General features: G+C 65.5%; 16 protein-coding genes and 1 pseudogene. 10 read left to right on the forward strand and 7 right to left on the reverse strand.

Annotated elements, in window-relative coordinates; all coding sequences use genetic code 11:
* Positions 1-16: 16 nt before the first annotated feature.
* The 3 genes from ACX1NL_RS00325 to ACX1NL_RS00335 are packed head-to-tail and all read left to right on the forward strand — an operon-like array spanning position 17 to position 2,848.
* On the forward strand, positions 17-949 hold the full coding sequence (locus ACX1NL_RS00325) for a Sir2 family NAD-dependent protein deacetylase (RefSeq protein ID WP_458898318.1): 933 nt from the start codon (positions 17-19) through the stop codon (positions 947-949).
* The gene (locus ACX1NL_RS00330; RefSeq protein WP_458898319.1) at positions 946-2,031 is read left to right on the forward strand and encodes a glycosyltransferase 87 family protein; all 1,086 of its coding nucleotides are present in this window, start codon (positions 946-948) and stop codon (positions 2,029-2,031) included. The genes ACX1NL_RS00325 and ACX1NL_RS00330 overlap by 4 nt, the downstream gene beginning before the upstream one ends.
* Positions 1,958-2,848: a CAP domain-containing protein gene (locus ACX1NL_RS00335; RefSeq protein WP_458898320.1), complete on the forward strand. Its 891-nt coding sequence runs from the start codon at positions 1,958-1,960 to the stop codon at positions 2,846-2,848. Before ACX1NL_RS00330 ends, ACX1NL_RS00335 begins: the two co-directional genes overlap by 74 nt.
* Here the strand turns inward: ACX1NL_RS00335 and ACX1NL_RS00340 are convergent.
* Entirely contained in the window at positions 2,783-3,571 is a 789-nt protein-coding gene (locus tag ACX1NL_RS00340) for a hypothetical protein (RefSeq protein WP_458898321.1), read from the reverse strand. The genes ACX1NL_RS00335 and ACX1NL_RS00340 overlap by 66 nt on opposite strands.
* Positions 3,572-4,543, reverse strand: a complete 972-nt coding sequence (locus ACX1NL_RS00345) for an ROK family protein (protein WP_458898322.1) — start codon at positions 4,541-4,543, stop codon at positions 3,572-3,574. It lies immediately after the preceding gene.
* A 150-nt stretch (positions 4,544-4,693) separates the two neighbouring features.
* Here ACX1NL_RS00345 and ACX1NL_RS00350 point away from each other — a divergent pair, with 150 nt between their 5' ends.
* Entirely contained in the window at positions 4,694-6,337 is a 1,644-nt protein-coding gene (locus tag ACX1NL_RS00350; RefSeq protein WP_458898323.1) for a DUF885 domain-containing protein, read from the forward strand.
* Here the strand turns inward: ACX1NL_RS00350 and ACX1NL_RS00355 are convergent.
* Positions 6,334-7,311, reverse strand: a complete 978-nt coding sequence (locus tag ACX1NL_RS00355) for an AbrB family transcriptional regulator (RefSeq protein ID WP_301614310.1) — start codon at positions 7,309-7,311, stop codon at positions 6,334-6,336. The genes ACX1NL_RS00350 and ACX1NL_RS00355 overlap by 4 nt on opposite strands.
* A gap of 18 nt (positions 7,312-7,329) precedes the next feature.
* On the opposite strand from ACX1NL_RS00355, the gene ACX1NL_RS00360 reads away from it, so the two are divergent.
* Complete coding sequence (locus tag ACX1NL_RS00360; protein ID WP_269951678.1) at positions 7,330-8,076, forward strand: TSUP family transporter; 747 nt, start codon at positions 7,330-7,332, stop codon at positions 8,074-8,076.
* On the opposite strand, the gene ACX1NL_RS00365 is transcribed toward ACX1NL_RS00360, so the two are convergent.
* Entirely contained in the window at positions 8,062-9,513 is a 1,452-nt protein-coding gene (locus tag ACX1NL_RS00365; RefSeq protein WP_458898324.1) for an amino acid permease, read from the reverse strand. The genes ACX1NL_RS00360 and ACX1NL_RS00365 overlap by 15 nt on opposite strands.
* A gap of 88 nt (positions 9,514-9,601) precedes the next feature.
* Here ACX1NL_RS00365 and ACX1NL_RS00370 point away from each other — a divergent pair, with 88 nt between their 5' ends.
* Positions 9,602-10,246, forward strand: a complete 645-nt coding sequence (locus ACX1NL_RS00370; protein ID WP_458898325.1) for a Rib/alpha-like domain-containing protein — start codon at positions 9,602-9,604, stop codon at positions 10,244-10,246.
* On the opposite strand, the gene ACX1NL_RS00375 is transcribed toward ACX1NL_RS00370, so the two are convergent.
* The gene (locus ACX1NL_RS00375; protein WP_458898326.1) at positions 10,227-12,329 is read right to left on the reverse strand and encodes an ATP-dependent RNA helicase; all 2,103 of its coding nucleotides are present in this window, start codon (positions 12,327-12,329) and stop codon (positions 10,227-10,229) included. The two genes, ACX1NL_RS00370 and ACX1NL_RS00375, sit on opposite strands and share 20 nt — an antisense overlap.
* 25 nt (positions 12,330-12,354) lie before the next feature.
* On the opposite strand from ACX1NL_RS00375, the gene thpR reads away from it, so the two are divergent.
* A complete protein-coding gene (gene thpR / locus ACX1NL_RS00380; RefSeq protein WP_239306480.1) occupies positions 12,355-12,897 on the forward strand; it encodes an RNA 2',3'-cyclic phosphodiesterase in 543 nt (180 codons plus the stop codon).
* Here thpR and ACX1NL_RS00385 read toward each other — a convergent pair.
* Positions 12,894-14,216: an HNH endonuclease signature motif containing protein gene (locus ACX1NL_RS00385; protein WP_458898327.1), complete on the reverse strand. Its 1,323-nt coding sequence runs from the start codon at positions 14,214-14,216 to the stop codon at positions 12,894-12,896. The two genes, thpR and ACX1NL_RS00385, sit on opposite strands and share 4 nt — an antisense overlap.
* 283 nt (positions 14,217-14,499) lie before the next feature.
* Between ACX1NL_RS00385 and ACX1NL_RS00390 the strand changes: the two genes are divergently transcribed.
* The 3 genes and pseudogenes from ACX1NL_RS00390 to ACX1NL_RS00400 all read left to right on the forward strand — a co-directional run bounded on the left by ACX1NL_RS00390 (position 14,500) and on the right by ACX1NL_RS00400 (position 16,350).
* Positions 14,500-15,075 carry an alpha-ketoglutarate-dependent dioxygenase AlkB gene (locus ACX1NL_RS00390; protein WP_458898328.1) on the forward strand — a complete coding sequence of 192 codons (576 nt, stop codon included), beginning with the start codon at positions 14,500-14,502 and terminating at the stop codon, positions 15,073-15,075.
* Positions 15,072-15,545, forward strand: a pseudogene (locus tag ACX1NL_RS00395) (LysE family translocator); the annotation flags it as partial. The gene ACX1NL_RS00390 and the pseudogene ACX1NL_RS00395, both read left to right, overlap by 4 nt.
* Before the next feature lie 94 nt (positions 15,546-15,639).
* Positions 15,640-16,350, forward strand: coding sequence for an SDR family oxidoreductase (locus ACX1NL_RS00400; protein WP_239306476.1), 711 nt, complete (start codon positions 15,640-15,642; stop codon positions 16,348-16,350).
* Here ACX1NL_RS00400 and ACX1NL_RS00405 read toward each other — a convergent pair.
* A complete protein-coding gene (locus tag ACX1NL_RS00405) occupies positions 16,347-17,342 on the reverse strand; it encodes a CapA family protein (protein WP_458898329.1) in 996 nt (331 codons plus the stop codon). The genes ACX1NL_RS00400 and ACX1NL_RS00405 overlap by 4 nt on opposite strands.
* Positions 17,343-17,350 lie beyond the last annotated feature (8 nt).

The following is a 17,350-nucleotide window of genomic DNA, read 5'->3' on the forward strand; positions in this document are numbered from 1 at the left end:
ATACACTTCCGGTTTAATGGAACCCCACTTCGACGACCCCGCAATCGCCATGGCGCACCGCTCCGCCGTGCGCTCCATCGAGCGGGTCGTCACCGAAACCACCCCTCCCACGCCAGACGCAAAAGAGAAAATCCTCGAGCAACTAGGAAACCCGAAAACGCTCATCATCACCGGCGCGGGCATCTCCACCGATTCGGGGATTCCGGATTACCGCAGCAAAAACGGCCGCCTGACCAAGGGCCGCCCGATGACGTTCCAGGAGTTCGCGCATTCGCCGAGACAGGTGCACCGCTACTGGGCCCGCGCATTCGTGGGCATGCGCTACATGCGCCAGGCGCAGCCCAACCGCGCGCATTTCGCGCTCGTCGAGCTGGAACGCGCGGGCCTGATCCGCGGCATCATCACGCAAAACGTTGACGGGCTGCACACCCAGGCCGGCTCCGACAACGTCATTGCGCTGCACGGGGACATGGAGCATGTCGTCTGCCTCGACTGCAAGACGCTGCACGAGCGTTCACTTATCGACGCCCTCCTCACCGCCGCCAACCCCACCTACTTCGACTCCGTGGAAGTGGAGGGCTCCATGTTGAACCCGGACGGCGACGTGGAGCTCAAACCCGACGACGTCGCACGTTTCCGCATGATCGCCTGTCCGACCTGCGGCAGCCACCGGCTCAAACCGCATGTGGTGTACTTCGGCGAGGGGGTGCCGAGAAAACGCAGACAAGCTGCGGATGCCTGGCTGAAGGAATCGGAGAGCGTGATCGCGATCGGCACCTCGCTGGCGGTGATGAGCGGCTACAAGTTCATCCTCGACGCGAAAAAGCAGGGCAAACCCACCGCCGTGATCAACGGCGGGCCGGGCCGCGCCGACGCCAAAGTGGACACGCTCTGGCGCGCACAGGTCGCCGACGCGCTCGACGAGATCCTGGACGGGCTCGACCTGTGATCGGCCTCATTCTCCTGCTGGCGTTTGCAATCTGGCGCTACATCGACACCGGGCTGCCCAACGCGTTCACCACCGCCTTCCCCAGCGACCTCAAGGTCTACCTCCTGGGCGGCGAGAAGGTCGCCACACACCAGCCGCTCTACGACGCCGACCTGCTTCCCGGCCTGCCGTTTACCTACCCGCCGTTCGCCGGCGTGGTGTTTTCGTGGCTGACGGAAAGTGAAACCCTCGGGGTGGTGTGGAAACTGGCCTCCGTGCTGGTGGTCCTGCTCGTGGTGCGGGCGTCCACAAGCAAACATGCCCTCCTGCTCACCGCCGTGTTCGTGCTGTGGCTTTCGCCGGTGCAGGGCACGCTGTTTTTCGGCCAGATCAACCTGCTACTCATGGGGCTGGTGTGCCTGGATTTCCTGCCGCGCCACAAACTCCCCGGGATCGGCATCGGGCTCGCCGCGGGCATCAAGCTCACGCCGGCGTTCTTCGTCCTCCTGCTCATCCAGCAGCGCCGCTGGGGCGCGGTGTTCATCGCCGCGTTCACGTTCCTGTGCACCGTCGCCACCGGATTTTCCGAGGTCACAGACGCGAAAAGCTTCTGGAACGACGCCATTTTCACCACCACCCGCATCGGCGCCGATGACAACCCGGGCGCGCAGTCCATTCGCCAGGTCCTCGCCCGCGCCGGCCACGACGAGCTGTGGCTCTGGCTTATCCTCTGCGCCCTGGTCACCGCCCTTGCGCTTTTAGCTTCTCGACGAGCTCCCGCCCCACTCGCCGCCTCCTTCATCGGCATGACGGCCTGCCTGGTCAGCCCGTTTTCCTGGTACCACCACTGGGTGTGGGTCCTGCCGATGCTGGCATACGTCTACAACCGCTGGGGCGCGATCGTGCTCGCGCTGTTTCTGGTGCCGTTCGCGTCGGTGAACATCTCGTTCGGTTTGTTCCACGTCCCGGAGCTGCTGTTCACCCTGGTCCCAGTCGGCTTTATGCTCTGGTACACGCTACGCTCAGGTTATGCGTACCCGTTTACTCGCCGCGACGACCGCGGCCGCCACAGCTCTCACCCTCGCCCCGTTCGCCGCCGCTGACCCGGCACCCGTCACCGGGGTAGAGCTGAACCAGCCCGCCGACCAGGTCATCGCCGTGGAGGCGAAGTTCAACCTCACCTCCGACCAGGAGATCGCCATGCGCGAGCTGCGCAAGCTGCGCGCGGACATGTGGGACCGCAACGTGCCTTTCGACGGCACCACCCTGCGCCAGGCCGCCGCCAAGCACGGCCTGACCACCCGCGATGCCTATGTGGGCGCAGCCAAGTACGACGCGGGCCTGTCCCGCATCGCGCTGCAGCGCGGCGCCGAGGCGGCGAAGTTCTTCCGCCACGAGCGCCCGTACAACTCCACCTGCACGAACAACTGCGGCGACATCAAAACCGCCACGTACAAGGGCAAGGCCGCGCCGGGGGAGAACCTGCACTCCACCGCCAGCATGGACAAGGCGATGCAGGGCTGGGGCTACGACGAGGTCAACGACCTCGTCCGGGCGAACGGTCACTTCAACAACAGCAACGGTCACCTGCACAACCTGCTGGACCCGCGCATGCGCTACTACGGGTTCGCCAGCGTGGTCACCGCTGAGGGTGAGGCCAGCGTGACCTCCACCTGCGGCGTCGGCGCCGGCAACGAGGGCATCGAGGGCGCGCAGAACACCGTCCTGCACCGCCCGGCCAACGGCAGGGAAAAGCCCAGCACCACCCCGAAGAAGCTCATCTTCGGCGGCGCAGGCTCGTCCTCCTCGCCCAAGGAGATCCTCGGCATCATCGCCACCGTGCTGACGGTGCTGTCAGTGCTGCAGACCCTGTACAAGTTCGTCGAGCCGCAGCTTCAGCAGCTCCGCGACCTTGTCTAAGGCGTCCATGGTGTCGTCGTAGCTGCCGTCCTCGCTGCGAGCGCCGATGGCCACCCCGTAGCCGTCGAACCAGCCGAACTGGCGGGTGTGCCAGGAGCCGTCGGTCTCGTCGTCGGACCAGCCGCCCTTGAACGGCACGGTTTCCAGCGTGCCCAGCCCGTAGGACTGGTCTTCGGCGATGTGGTGCATCTCCATGATCACCGGGTCGTCCTCGTCCTGCTGGCTTAAGTAGTAGGCGTAGCGCGCCTGCCCGGGGAAGGACCAGCTCGTGGTGCCGAAGGCTCCTTCCACCTTCACCTGGGAGCCGGACTTGGCAATCTCCTCGCGGACCATTTCGCCGGCCTGTTCGTCGCTGCCCATGCAGTCCCACAGGGCGCGGGCGGAGTCGTTGTCGGACCACTCGATGGAGGCCTGCGTCAGCTCCTCGACGTAGTCCGCGCCGTAGTCGCAGTGCTCCACCGCCGCGCGGGCGATGGGGATCTTGATGGTGGACCAGGCCGGCAGCGCGTAGAGGGAGCCGGATTGCGTCATCTCGGAGCCGTCGAAAAGCGCGACGCCCACCTCAGTGCCTGTTTCCTTCTCAATCGCGGCCACCGCCTCGTCCAGACCCTCGAAGGGGTCGGGCGCGGGCTGGGTGGTCACCTCGGTGTGCAACGGCTCGGCCTCCTCCTGGGCGGCGCAACCGGCCAGGAGCAGCACACAAGCCCAAGCGGCGCGCTTCATCTACGACCCCGCCACCTGGAGAGGCTCGCGCAGCACGTGGTCCAGGGCCACGGCGCGGGCGATGTCGCGCACCACCTCGCGGTGGGTGGGAATCAGGCGCAGCTCCGGGCTGCAGTTCGCCTCCGAGCGCACGGTGCGGGCGAACGGGGCGGAGGCCAGCGGATCGTCGATGAACGCGCTGCCCGCCACCACCACCGTGGCTGGGGAGTAGTTACTGCACAGCCCCGCCACCAACGCACCCAAGCCGCGGGCGCGGCGGTCCAGCGCGTAGCGGGTGTCCTCACGCGAATCGGTCACCGCGTCCTTGAGCGTGCGGATATTCTCCACGCCGATGGCGTTGATCAGGCCCTGGGTGGTCAGCTCGCCCTGCTCCACCTCGATCGGCTCCACCCCGTCCGGGTGGGAGATGGCGCAGGCGATGGAGTCGTCGGCGAACAGCGCCATCACCGACGGGTTGTTCAGCGAGGCGGCGGACTGCATCTCCGAGCCCACGATCGCGCTGGAGATGGAGGAGACCTCCACCGGCACCGAGAACTGCTCGCGCAGCTGGTCGCCGATGTCCACGCCGTCCCAGCCCAGGTTCGGCGCGAAGACCTTGCCGCGGTCGCGCACAGTGCCGGAGGTGGTCACGCCGACGGTGCGGATGGGGCGCTCCAGCTTGGTGGTCATCTGGTTCAGCTCCGCCATCATGGACTGGATGAAGTCGTCCTCGCTGACGTTTTTCACCGTGATGCCCATGTCGCGGCACAGTAGCGTACGGCCCTTCAGGTCGAACAGCGCCACGTAGGTGGACTCAGTGCCCACCGCGACGCCCGCGTGCACCCCTGGGGTGTCCGCCAGTTCTAGCGGGATGGTGGGCCGCCCGCGCCCCTTCGACTGCGTCAGGTCGTTGCGCTCTGTGACGTAGCCGGCGTCCACCAGCGCGGAAATGGCGCGGGTGACGGTGGGTTGGGACAGCCCGGTTGCCTTCACAAGATCGCTTCTCGACGTCGTTTCTTGCAGCCGTATCAGGTGCAGACACTTGGCTGCCGGTGTGCGTGGACGCGAGAAGATCATATGAATATATTTACCTGGCCCTTGATAGAATTGTCCATTTGGCCAGGTCGGATACAATCGTTCGGCATGACCAACGAACGCTGGCGCGAGCCGTCCCTTTTGGACGCTACCTGTGAGGATTTCGTCTACGACCTCGCGGAGATCAGCCCCACCCTGGCCACCCAAATCGGCATCGACGGCCACGACGGGGAACTGCAGGATTTCTCGCCGGATTACTGGGGACGCCTGGCCGACAGGATGCGCGACTTGGTCGCGGACGTGGACGCGCTCAACGACTCCACCGACGCCTCCGACGACGAGGACGACTTCGACGACGTGGACAACCTCACCGCCGCGATCCTGCGCGACCGCATGAGCGCGGAGCTGGAGTTCCACCACCGCGGCGAGCTGTTGTGCCGGCTGAACAACATCGATTCGCCGGTGCAGACCATCCGCGATTCCTTCGCCCTGATGCCGAAGGTGACGGAGGAGGACTTCGACAACATCGCCTCGCGCATGTCCCGCATCCCGAGTGCGTTGGCGGGCTACCGGGAGTCGCTGAGCGAAGCAGCGTCGACAGGCGACGTCGCCTCCCACCGCCAGATCGACGCGGTGATCAACCAGTGCGAACTGTTGGGCGACACCGAATCCCAGCTGGACCACCTGGGCCTGTCGCCCGATTCGCACGTGGTGGGCCACGCCAAGGAGGCCTTTTTGGAGATGGCGGACTGGCTGTCCACCGAACTGTCGCCGCAGGCCTCCCACAACGACGGCGTGGGCCGCGAGCGCTACCAGCTGTTCGCCGAGTTCTTCCACGGCCGCGAGGTGGACTTGGACGCCAGCTACGAGTGGGCACAGGAGGAACTGGCCAAGACTGTGGAGGAGCAGCGCGCCATCGCGCACGAGCTCTACGGCGACGTGTCCGTGGCGGGCGCCTACCGCAACCTGAACCAGGACGAGCGCTACATCCTCCGCGGCACGGACGCGCTGATCGAGTGGATGTCCGAGCTCAACGACAAGGCCGCCGACGCCTTCCACGTGCCGGAGGGCCTGCACACGGTGGAGTGCGACATCGACCGCGCCGGATCCGGCGGCATCTTCTACACCCCGCCCAGCGACGACATGATCCGCCCCGGCACCATGTGGTGGTCCGTGCCGGAGGGCCAGGAGACGTTCCACACCTGGCAGGAGATGTCCACCGTCTTCCACGAAGGCGTGCCGGGCCACCACCTGCAGCACGGCTACGCCCTGCTCAACCGCAGCGAACTGAACCTGTGGCGCCGGTCTGTGTGCTGGAACTCCGCCCACGGCGAGGGCTGGGCGCTCTACGCCGAGCACCTCATGGAGGACCACGGCTTCTTCGAAGACCCCGGCTACCGCATGGGCCTGCTCGACTCACGACGTCTCCGCCTCGCCCGCGTGATGGTGGACATTGGCGTCCACCTAGGCAAGACCACCCCGGAGGGCACCGGCACCTGGGACGCCCAATACGCAAAGGCCTTCCTGCGCGACAACACCGCCATGCCGGAGGCGAACCTCGCCTTCGAGCTGGACCGCTACATGGGCTGGCCGGGCCAGGCGCCGTCGTACGCACTGGGCTACAAGGACTGGGTCGACCTGCGCCGCCAGGCGCTCGCCCAGGGAATGAGCGAGCACGAGTTCCACGTCAAGGCGCTCAAGCTCGGCTCCATGCCTATGGACATGCTCACCAACGAGGTGCTGCACCACTAGAGGCGCTTGAGGATTCTGGGCAGCCACCCGGCGAACAGGATCACCATGATCAGCCGGATCACCTGCAGCGCCACCACGGCCGGGCTGGTCGCCAGCACCAGCACGGTCTCCAGCGCGCCGGGGCTGGTGGCGAGGTAGCCCTCGTAGAAGCTCAAGCCCAGCCATTTGGCCATGAGCCACCCCATGCCGGCGCACGCCAGCATCAGCCCGGCGATGTACGCCAGGGTGGCGGGCAGCAGGCGGGAGAACCGGCGCAGCGCGGGCACGTTCAGCCCGCCGCCGCACATCCATCCGATAGCCAAAAAGCCCACGATGGACAGCAGCCGCGGCGGCACGATGGTCACGTCAACCAGCACGCCCACCAGCACCGTCAACGCCATCGGGCCAAACACTGAGGGGTTGGGGAACTTCAACAGCTTGCCCGCGAACACCCCGCCGACGATCAGCGCCGGGACCAGCAGCCACATCCACCAGTAGGGATCCAACTCAGTGCGGGTCACTGAAGTAAACTGCGACGCCACCAGCGGCAACGTCAACGACACGATGAGCAGCCGCAGGTACTGGCTGAGGCTGACGTAGCGGATGTCCGCGCCCACGTCGCGCGCGATCGCAGGCATCAGCGACGCCCCGCCGGGCAACAGCGACAGCACGCCCGTTTCCCGTGAAACGCCGTGGTTGGCCAGAATTAGGCCACCAACAAACCCCATGCCGATCACCACCGCGCCCGCCACCACGCCCGGCAGTAGGTAGGGCAGCGGGTTCATCCCCACCAGCGGCAGCGCCGCAAACACGCCGACGGTGCCACGGGCGAAGGTGAACAGGTGCTCATTGACGGGCAGGTCTTCCTCCGTCACCAGCGCCACCGACCCGGCCCCCAGAATCCCGGCCAGGATCCACGCCGCCGGAACCCCCAGAAAAGAAAACAGCAGCCCGAGCGCCACCGAGAGAGGTGCAGCGACAAGCCAACGGTTCATGTGGGGCATAGTAGTCCCGTGATCGTTTTCCTCCTCGCCGCGTCCGCGTTCGCCGGCTGGATCGACGCGGTGATCGGCGGCGGCGGGCTCGTGCTCATCCCGGTGCTGATGTCGGCCACGTCGATGCCGGCGGCGTCCGTGCTGGCGACGAACAAGGTCGCGGCGATTTCGGGCACCGCGTCCGCCGCCGCCACCCTCGTGCGCCGCGTCGGGGTGCCGCGCATCACGTGGGTCTACGCGTTCATCGCGGGGGTCGCGGCAGCGCTCGGCGCCAGGGCGGTCTCGCTTATCGACGACTCCGTGGCCACCCCCATCATCCTCATCCTGCTCGTCGGAGTTGGCATCTTCGTGGCGCTGAACCCGAAGTTTGGGCAGGAAGGCGCCGGGGTGTTTTCCGGCAATCGCCTCGCGCTCGCCGCGCTTGTTGTTGCCCTGATCGGCGGCTACGACGGCGTGTTCGGCCCCGGCACCGGCATGTTCCTCATCATGGCGTTCACCGCAGTGTTCACCCAGGGGTTCGTGCGTTCGGCGGCAATGGCGAAGGTGGTCAACACCGCCACGAACTTAGGCGCGCTATTCGTGTTCGGGCTCGGCGGCTTCATCAACTGGAAGCTCGCGCTCGCGCTCGCAGTCGCCAACGTCGTAGGTGCGCAGTTGGGTGCGCGGACGGTGCTCAAGGGTGGGTCGACGCTGGTGCGCGTGGCGCTCCTTGGGCTCGTCGTCACGCTATGTGCGAAGTTGGGCTGGGAGTTACTCCAAAGTTAGCGACCCGTTGAGCAACCCAAAGATGGCAATCACCGCCGCGACCAGCACCACCGTCACCACGACCCACTCGAAGGCGTTGAAGAGCTTGTCGCCGTGCTTGCGGCGCGTCCAGATGTAGGGCACCAGGCCCGGCACCACGGCGAGCGCGCCGAGCAGCACGTACACCGGGTCCGCGGCGTAGATCAGCCACAGCGAGTACACGGAGCCGATCAGGCCCACGAAGAGGTGCTTGCGGTTGTCGCGGCGGGAAACTTCGGGCCCGGAGTCATCGAAACGCGTGCCGGCGTGCGGGTGGGTCAGGCCCTTGCCCCGGATCGCCAGCAGCACCAGGTAGATGGAGGAGAAGATGTAGGGCAGCAGGTACATGATGGTGGCCAGCTGCACCATGGCGTTGTAGGACGCGGAGGAGAGGAAGAACACCACCACGAAGAACTGGATCGCCAGCGTCGATAGAAGCTGCGCGCGCACTGGGGAACCGTTTTCGTTGTGGCTGCCCATGGAGTGCGGCAGCAGCCCGTCCTGCGCCATCAGCACGATCGGCTCGGCGCACAGCATCTGCCACGAAACATATGCGCCAAGCACCGACAGGCACAGGCCGACGGAGATCAGCACGCCGCCCCACGGACCCACAACCTGCTCCAGCACCGCGCCCATGGAGTTGTCCGGCAGCGCCGCCAGCTCCTCCTGACTGAGCACGCCGTAGGACAGGGTGGACACCGCCACCAGCAGGCCCAAAACAGAAAGGAAGCCGATGATCGTGGCCTTGCCCACGTCGCTACGCACGCGCGCCTGCTTCGAGTACACCGAGGCACCCTCGATGCCGATGAACACCCAGACGGTGTAGAGCATGATGCCTTTGAGCTGGTCCGTGAAGGGGATGTGCGAACCCCAGAAGTCCATGGTGAAGCGGTCCCAGGAGAAGCCGAGGAACGCCACCAGCACAATGAACGCCAGGATGGGCAGCAGTTTTGCCACGGTCGTGACCGCGTTCATCACCGCCGCCTGCCTCAGGCCCCGCGTCAGGCCGAAGAAGATCAGCCAGCTCAGCGCACTCACTGAGATAGCCAGCACCCAGCGGTTGGAAAAGGCCGGGAAGTAGTAGCCGAGGGTGTTGAAGAACAGTGTGGCGTACCCCACCTGGGCCATCACCGAGCCGAGCCAGTAGCCCATGCCGGAGGTAAACCCGATGAAGTCGCCCAGCCCCGCCCGGACGTAGGAGTAGACGCCGGAATCAAGATGCGGTTTCCTCACCGCCAGGATTTGGAAGACGAAGGCGACGGAGAGCATTCCCACGCCCGCGATGGCCCAGCCGGTGAGCATGGCGCCCGGGCTGGCCACAGATCCGATGTTTTGGGGCAGCGCGAAAATGCCGGACCCGATGGTGGATCCGATAATGAGTGAGACCAAGGTCCACACGGAGACAGTGCGCTTTGACATGGCGAGTAACACTACATCAGGAGTTGTCTACTACAATCATCCATTATTCAAAGCCATATAAACATCTACAACTGAGGGAACCGTAGAAATGCGCACCAAACTTATTGCACTCACGAGCGCGATCGCGCTCGTCTGCGCGTCCGTTTCCCCAGCTCAGGCCGAGGATGGGTACGAGCCCACCACCGTGGTTCCGGGGCTGACCGCCACCGTCGAGCCCCCGCTGCCGCGCGGCGCGGCGTGGTACGAGGCGGACTCCATGCCTAGCTGGGCGATGATCACACCAGACGGCACCATCCGCCTCGAACCGGGGGAGGACATTACCCCCGGTGTGTACGAGTGGCCGGTGACCGCGACGTTTTCGGACGAGACCACCCAGGTCTTCCCCGTCCACGTCACCGTGGGAACTGAGACCGAGGATGAGGCGTCCCAGGAAGGCGCCGTCATCGACGCGTTTGTCCAGTACGCCCCGGAGGTCTCCCACCGCTGCTCCGCCACCGCCCTCGGCGTCGGCCTGCCGCTGCTGGTGCTGCTGCCGCTCGGGTTCGCGTCCCAGATGAGCATCCCGTTCGTGGCGCGCCAGAACCACCTGCAGCTGCAGGTGGACGGCATTCCGTTCCAGTTAGACGTGAAGCTCCGCGACCTCAACTCCAGGGACGTGGACATGGGCATCGCCGCCATTCTCGCCGCCGCGGGTCTCGCCGGTGCCGGCGCCATCATTTCCCAGTGCCAGTAGGGTCCTCCGGCCACGCGTGCTTGGGGTAGCGGCCCCGCATCTCCTTGCGCACCTGCTGGTACGGCCCTTCCCAGAAGCTATCCAGGTCGTCCGTCACCGCGAGCGGGCGCCCGGCGGGGGAGAGCAGGTGGTACAACACCTTCACGCCCGAGACCGTCTGCCCCCTTTGGCCGAACATGTGCTGCAGCTTCACGCGCTTCACCGGCCTGCCACTGTCGTACTGGTACTCCTTCGGCGCCGCCGCATCCAGCTCCGCCACCTGCTGCCAATCCAGTTGGCGCAGCATCGCCTGCCTCATGTCGCAACTGCCTATCGACGCACCTTCGGCCACCCCACGCACCTCCGGCGAATAATCGCCCTGGCTGACATCCGGCCAACCCAGAGTCTCGTGCAGGAAGTCCAGCCGCTCTTTTAGGTGCTGCTCCTCCTTGGTCAGCGGGAAGCTGGCGAAGTCCACGTCCGTCAGCGCCTCCGCCGCCTCGTCCGGGGTGAGTTTGACCGGCGTGGAGCTGAGCTCGATCGCACCAATTCTGGCCACCTTCCTGCCCCTGACCTTGCCGTCCTCCAGGTAGGCCACCTTTTCCTCCACCACGCGGTGCTCCGGGAACGCGATCGGCTCCGCCTCCCGAATAGTCGCGCCACTGTTCGTCCGTTGCACCTCCGCGGCCGCGATCCACTCGGCGTTCGAGTTGAACTTCGCCCTTGTGCCGGACGCCAGCTGGTATTCCTCGCCCACCTTCTTGGCTATCCACTGCGGGAAAGCACTCGCGATCACCTCGCCCGGGTCTACCGGTCCCTTGTCCGGCACCAGCCTGCGCAGCTTTTTTGCGTGCGTCTCTCCCGCAAGTCGTGCCACGGTCGGCGCCGCTTGGGCTCCCCACTCCAAAAGCGCCGCGCCGAGTCTTGGGTCCAGGGGCAGGCTCGCCAGTTTCTTGCCGAAGTCCGTGATTGTGCCGTTTCGTGTCGCCCCGAGCTGCTCGAGGTTGGTTTCGGCTTCGGTGAGGTCCTTTGGTTCGTCGATAAGCGGTAAGTCCGGCGACCCCCACGCCTTCATGGTCAGCAGCGCGCTGGTGAGGTCCGCGGTGAGGATTTCCGGGGTGATGTCCGGCTGCATTTTCGCGTATTCGTCGCGGGAGAAGACGCGCACCACCTCGCCGGGGCCCTCGCGGCCCGCGCGGCCCGCCCGCTGGTCGGCGCTGGTCTTCGCCTCCGAGACCGTGACCAGGCCCGTCATGCCCCTGTTGTCGCGCTTGGGCACCCTGGACAGCCCGGCGTCCACCACCTTGCGCACACCCGGCACAGTTATCGACGACTCCGCCACCGACGTCGCCAGCACCACCCGGTTGTCGCCCCTCAAGGCTTCGTCCTGCTCCTTGCTGGTCTGGCGGCCGTGGAGCGGCTTCGCGTCATCCAGGAACCCGCACACCAGGTCCACCTCGCGCACCCCGGGCACGAACACGAGCGTCCGGTGCTCGCTGTCGGTCTGGGCCGCGACGTGACGATAAAACTCCCTCGTCCCCTGAATCCTTTCCGCGTGCGGGGCGTACTGGATGTCCAGCGGGTGCGTCACCGCCTCCGTGGAGAGGATCTGCGCACCCATGTGGTCGGCGAACTTTTTGGCGTCGAGGGTGGCAGACATGGCGGCGAGGTACAGGTCATCGCGCAACAGGGCGACCTCCATGCACATCGCCAACACCAGGTCGGTGTCCAGCTGGCGCTCGTGCACCTCGTCGATCACCACCGCGTTGACGCCCTCGAGGCCGGGGTCCTTGAGCAAGCGGTTCAGCAGCACACCCGGCGTGACAAATTCGACCAGCTCGCCGTCCTTGTGCTCGCCGCGGATGCTGTAGCCGACCTTGGCGCTGTCGCTGAGCTGCGCGAGCCTGTGCGCCGCGGACCGCACCGCCACCCTCCTGGGGGCCGTGACCAGCGTTTTTCCCACCTTGTTCGCGATCGCCGGCGGCACCAGCGTGGTCTTGCCCGTGCCGGGCGGCGCCTCCACCACCAGGGGGCCTGTGTCCGGCAGCTGGTCGATGACGCGCGACACAGGCAAATCCCGTCCGATTTTCGCGAGGTCAAACATGGCAATTAAGGGTAGCGTGTGGGCCATGAGACGCCTCTTCGCAGCGATCGTCCCTCCGGCCGATGTTCGCGAACACCTCATCACCGCCCTGCGGCCCATCCGCGACTTCTCGGGCACAGAAGTGCGCTGGGCCGACCCCGACAACTGGCACATTACGGTCGCCTTCTACGGGTCACAGCCCAACGACGCCGCCGCGGTCACCGACCACCTGGCCCAAGCCACCGCCTTCACCCGGCCCCTGAGGTTGCACCTCCGAGGAGCCGGGTGTTTTGATCGGCGCACCATGTGGATCGGGGTCGGCGGCGACAAGGCACCGCTGAAAGACCTGATGGCGGACTGCCAGCTCGACCCGGACATGCGCCGTCGCCAGCGCGCGCACCTCACCGTCGCGCGGACCGGCACTCGCACAAGGGACCCATGGCTTCTCGACGATCACGCCCACGCCCTCGCCATCTACACCGGCCCCGAATTCGCGGCCGATGAAGTGCTGCTGCTGGAGTCGCACCTGGGCAAGGGCCGAAGTGGCGGCCCGAAGTACGAGGTGGTGGACAAGTTCTACCTGCGTTAGTGGTCCTCCTCCGGGTCGGGGAATGGGGCGTCAACCGGTTCTTCGGGCAAGGGTTCCACGTACGGCATCTCTGGGGTGAACCCGAACTTCATGCCGTATTCCTGCTCCAGGTCCTCGATCGCGGCGGTGGCCTGTTCGAGGTCCAAGTCCTGGTCGAAGGTGTCCAGGATTTTGTGGCCTTTGGCGAAGAACTCCGCTGCCTTGGCCCGGTTCTTGCGAACGGCGGACATGCTGGACTGCCACCGCGGGTTAAACGGTGTGATCTGGTCGCGCAACAGGCCTTCTTCGGCGGTGACGACATAGGTGCCGTCGGCGAATAGCCAGATGATGTCGCCGGAGTAGGGGTCGGGGATGTAGAAAATCCGGCGGTCGGTCTTCATGTTGTGGTGGTGCTGGCACAGGGGGAACAGGTTGTCCACCTCGGTGCGGCCGCCCTCCTCGTAGGGGATGCGGTGGTCCAGCTGGCACTGCTCGGCGGGACGGTTGCACTCCGGGTAGATGCAGGTGCGGTTGCGGGCGTACACGGCGTGGCGCATGCCCTCGCCGGGGCCGTAGCCCTGCAGCACCTTTTCGCCCTCTTTCTCCAGATCGCGCGTGACGGGGAACGTTTTTGCCAACCAGTCTTCGAACGCGGAGGTGGCCTCCGGCGTCGTCCAACCGCTGCCGGGGAGGTAGACTGGGCCGCTGATCGCGCGGTTCTTCGGGGCGTAGATGTTCAGCACCGGAGTCACCTCGATGCCGATCGCCTCGCCGGACAGCAGCTTGATTGCCGCGTCGGCCGTGCTGATGCCGAGCTCGCGCGCGACTTCGGCGACGTTCGCCTGGATCCTCCGGCCGTCCAGGGAATTGGTGTCCAGCTGCACGATCGCCCGGTCGCGGTACTCGTGGACGCCGAACGTCTCCGCGTCGTCCTGTTCGCGGTCTTCGCGCTTCCGCTTGTCGTAGGCGCGGCTCTTATCCATTCGTTTGATCGCGGCACGGATGCGGTCCGTGACGGTCTTGCGCTGGGGAACTGCCTGGTCGTGGCGGGTTGGGGTGAAGGTGTCGAACAGGATGCCGTCGATATGCAAGAGTGCTTCCTTGTCCACATCCGGACCCAGCTCCTCGATCGCGGTGTAGACCGCGGTCAAGTGCCCCACATCCATCACGCGCGTTTCCTGCTGCAGCTCGCGCAGGCGCGGGAGGTCCTGCAGCACGGCGTGCCCGAGGATCGCGTTCTTGACAAACCCCTTGTTCCAACCGGTGGCGAGCTGCAGTTGGGTCACTGTGGCGTCGAAATCATCGACGTCGAAACCGGGGTACGAGTAGTGCCCAAACATGGTCCAATACGTGTCCCGGATGGCCTGGGCGCATTCGCTATCCGGGTCGTGTTCTCGCTGGTTACGGAATTTTTTCGGTGCTGTGGTGGCGGTTCTCACTGTCGCCCCTCTCGTCGTGGTACGCTCCAGAATATAGCACACACGAACGACTGTCAAGGGGTGTGCCAGGAAAAAGAAAATAAAAAACACTCACCTATTCGAACGCGTCGCGCGGATGCGCTACATTATTCCCGTGCTCGTCATTCCGCGGCCGCCCGCCCGCATCATCCCTGGTGCGGTCCATTTGCCTGCCTTTTTCACGCCGGCCGAGCAGGAGGAACTGGTCAACCAAGCGCGCGAGCTGGCCAGGAAGGCGGCGGGGACGCCAGTTGCTATGCGGCGTCCAAAGGTCGGCCACGGCCAAATGGATGCCTGGCTGCTCTCGCTGGGCTGGTTCTGGGCAACGAACCCGTACCGCCTGGTCAGGGAGGTCGACGGCCACCCGGTGCCGCAGATCCCGGAGAACTTCCAGGTCATCGCGGATAACGTCATGGCGAAGGCGCGGGAAATAGACCCGCTTGTCGGTCCGACCCCGAGGATCGAGACGGCGCTGGTGAACTTCTACCCGCCGGGTAAGGGCATGGGGCAGCACGTGGACGCGGAGGAAGATTCCGAAAACGCGGTGGTCAGCCTGTCATTCGGCCAGGACACGATCTTCCGCATTGCAGGGCGCGATACGCTGCTGCTGTCCGGCGACGTGGTAGTCTTTGGCGGTCCAGCCAGGAGGGCGAAACACGGCGTGCTCGGCGCAAGAAGAGGCACGTCCGACCTGCTCGAAGGCCGGCTGAACATCACCATGCGGCAAATGGAGGCGACATGATTGCGCTACTCGGCGTGTGGCTGGCGGCGATCGCGAGCCCCGGCCCGGACCTCGTGCAGATCATCCGCGTGGGGTCAAAGGACCGTAGAGCCGGCGTGATGTGCGCGCTAGGCATCATGCTCGGCAACACCATCTGGATTGTGGCGTCCCTGGCGGGGTTAAGCGCGCTGATCCAGGCGTTTCCGCAGGTCCTGTCAGTGCTGCAGATCGTGGGCGGCGCCTACCTGCTGTGGATGGGCATCGGCGCCATCCGCGCCTCCGACCCGGAAATCCCCGCCACGCAACAGGTGCCAAGGCCGCTGCTCACGGGCCTGCTCACCAACCTGTCCAACCCGAAGGCGATCCTCTTCTTCGGCGCCATCTTCGCCCAGTTCGCGCACCTCGGGTGGGTCGCAGCACCGGTCATGGTCGTCACCGGCACCATCTGGTTCGTGGGCTTTGCGCTGGCAGTCCAAGCAATGTCGCAGCTGATCACCAGGTACAGCAAGCTTATCGACGTCATCACGGGCAGCATCTTCATCGCATTAGCATCTGGATGCTGTGGGAGGGCCTACACTTCGGCTCATGAGCGAGCAGAAGGTAGCAGTAGTCACTGGCGGATCGGCAGGCATCGGGGAAGCGACCTGCAGGGCGCTGGCCAAGGACGGCTGGAAGGTCGTGGTGGCGGCGCGGCGCCTGGAGAAGTGCCAGCAAATCGCGGACGAAATCGGTGGGGTGGCGATGGAGTTGGACGTGGTCGACCGGGAGAGCGTCGAGAAGCTTGCAGCTCTTGAACGCGTGGACCTGCTGGTCAACAACGCCGGCGGCGCGAAGGAGCTGGACTTTCTGCGCGACGCGGACGACGCGGACTGGGAGTGGATGTTCCAGACCAACGTGATGGGCACGATGCGCGTCACCCGCGCGCTGTACCCGCAGCTCAAAGCGTCGAAAGGCCTGGTGGTCAACATCGGTTCGGTGGCTGGCACGGACGCGTACAAGGGCGGCTCCGGCTACAACGCGGCCAAGCACGGACTCCGTGGTGTGACCAGGGCTTTTCGGCGCGAGGAGGCGGAGAACGACATCCGCGTGTGCGAGATCGACCCCGGCCGGGTGAAGACGGACTTCTCACTGAACAGATTCAAAGGCGACGAGGAGCGCGCGAGCAAGGTCTACGAGGGCAAACAGAACCTCACCGCGGACGACATCGCCGAAGCGGTGCGGTGGGTGGCAAGCCTGCCGGCGCACGTGAACATCGACACGATGAGCATCATGCCGGTGGACCAGGCGGAACGCTAGAGGTAGTCCACGACCTCGACGTTGAGGCGTTCGCGCAGGTCCGCCATCCATTTATGAACATCCAGGTAGTCGGCGGCCTCCACGAGCGGGATGACGTGGTGGTCGTAGCTGATCGGCGGGCCGACGGTGTAGGTGGGCATGAACCGGGCGCCGCTAAACGTGAACTCGCCGATTCCGCCGACCTTGGTCGGCTCCTCCCACTGGCCGTGCAGGAAGTTGCCGTGGGAGTACCAGACGGGCCCGGCAAACGGCTCCACCACGTGCGGGTGCCCGCCGAGCACCAGGTCAGCGCCGGCGTCCAAAGCAGTCGCGGCAGTCTCCTCCTGGAACTCATTGGGCAGGGGCGCATATTCGTCGCCCATGTGCAGCATCACCACCGCGACGTCGACCTGTGAATCGAGGGCGGCGACTTGGGCGGCCAGGGTGTCGTCGATAAGCGATGCAAAATGCTCCTGCTCAACCGGCAGGCCGTTGGTGCCGTAAGTGAAGCCGAGGAAGCCGACGGTGATGCCGTTGACCTCGATGATGCGGGGGACGGATTTGTCCTGCTCAGAGGCGTAACTGCCGGTATACAGCATGCCGCGCTCGCGCATGTTGCCTGTCGACGCCACCACGCCCCCGTCACCCCTGTCCATCGAGTGGTTCGTAGCGTTGTTGACGATGTCCACGCCTGCTCCGGCGAGTGCATCGATGATCTCGGGCGGGGCGTTGAATTGGGGGTATCCGGACAGCCCGAACTCCTCGCCGGCGACCGGGACCTCCATGTTTGCGGTGGTGATGTCCGCGTCCTGCATGTATACCCTGACCGGGTCGAACATGCCCGAGAAGTCGAAGCCGGTGTCCGTGCGCGCGGTGGTGTACACGTCGGAGTGGACCAGGATGTCGCCGACGGAACGGATGGTCACGGTGGACTCTTCTTCGACGACTTCCGGCTCCTCCTGTACACAGCCAACAAGCAGGAGAGGCAGGGTAAACGCCCAGATTCTTCGCATGCCTTAGA

This window comes from Corynebacterium sp. CQ3829_602738 (assembly GCF_054478435.1).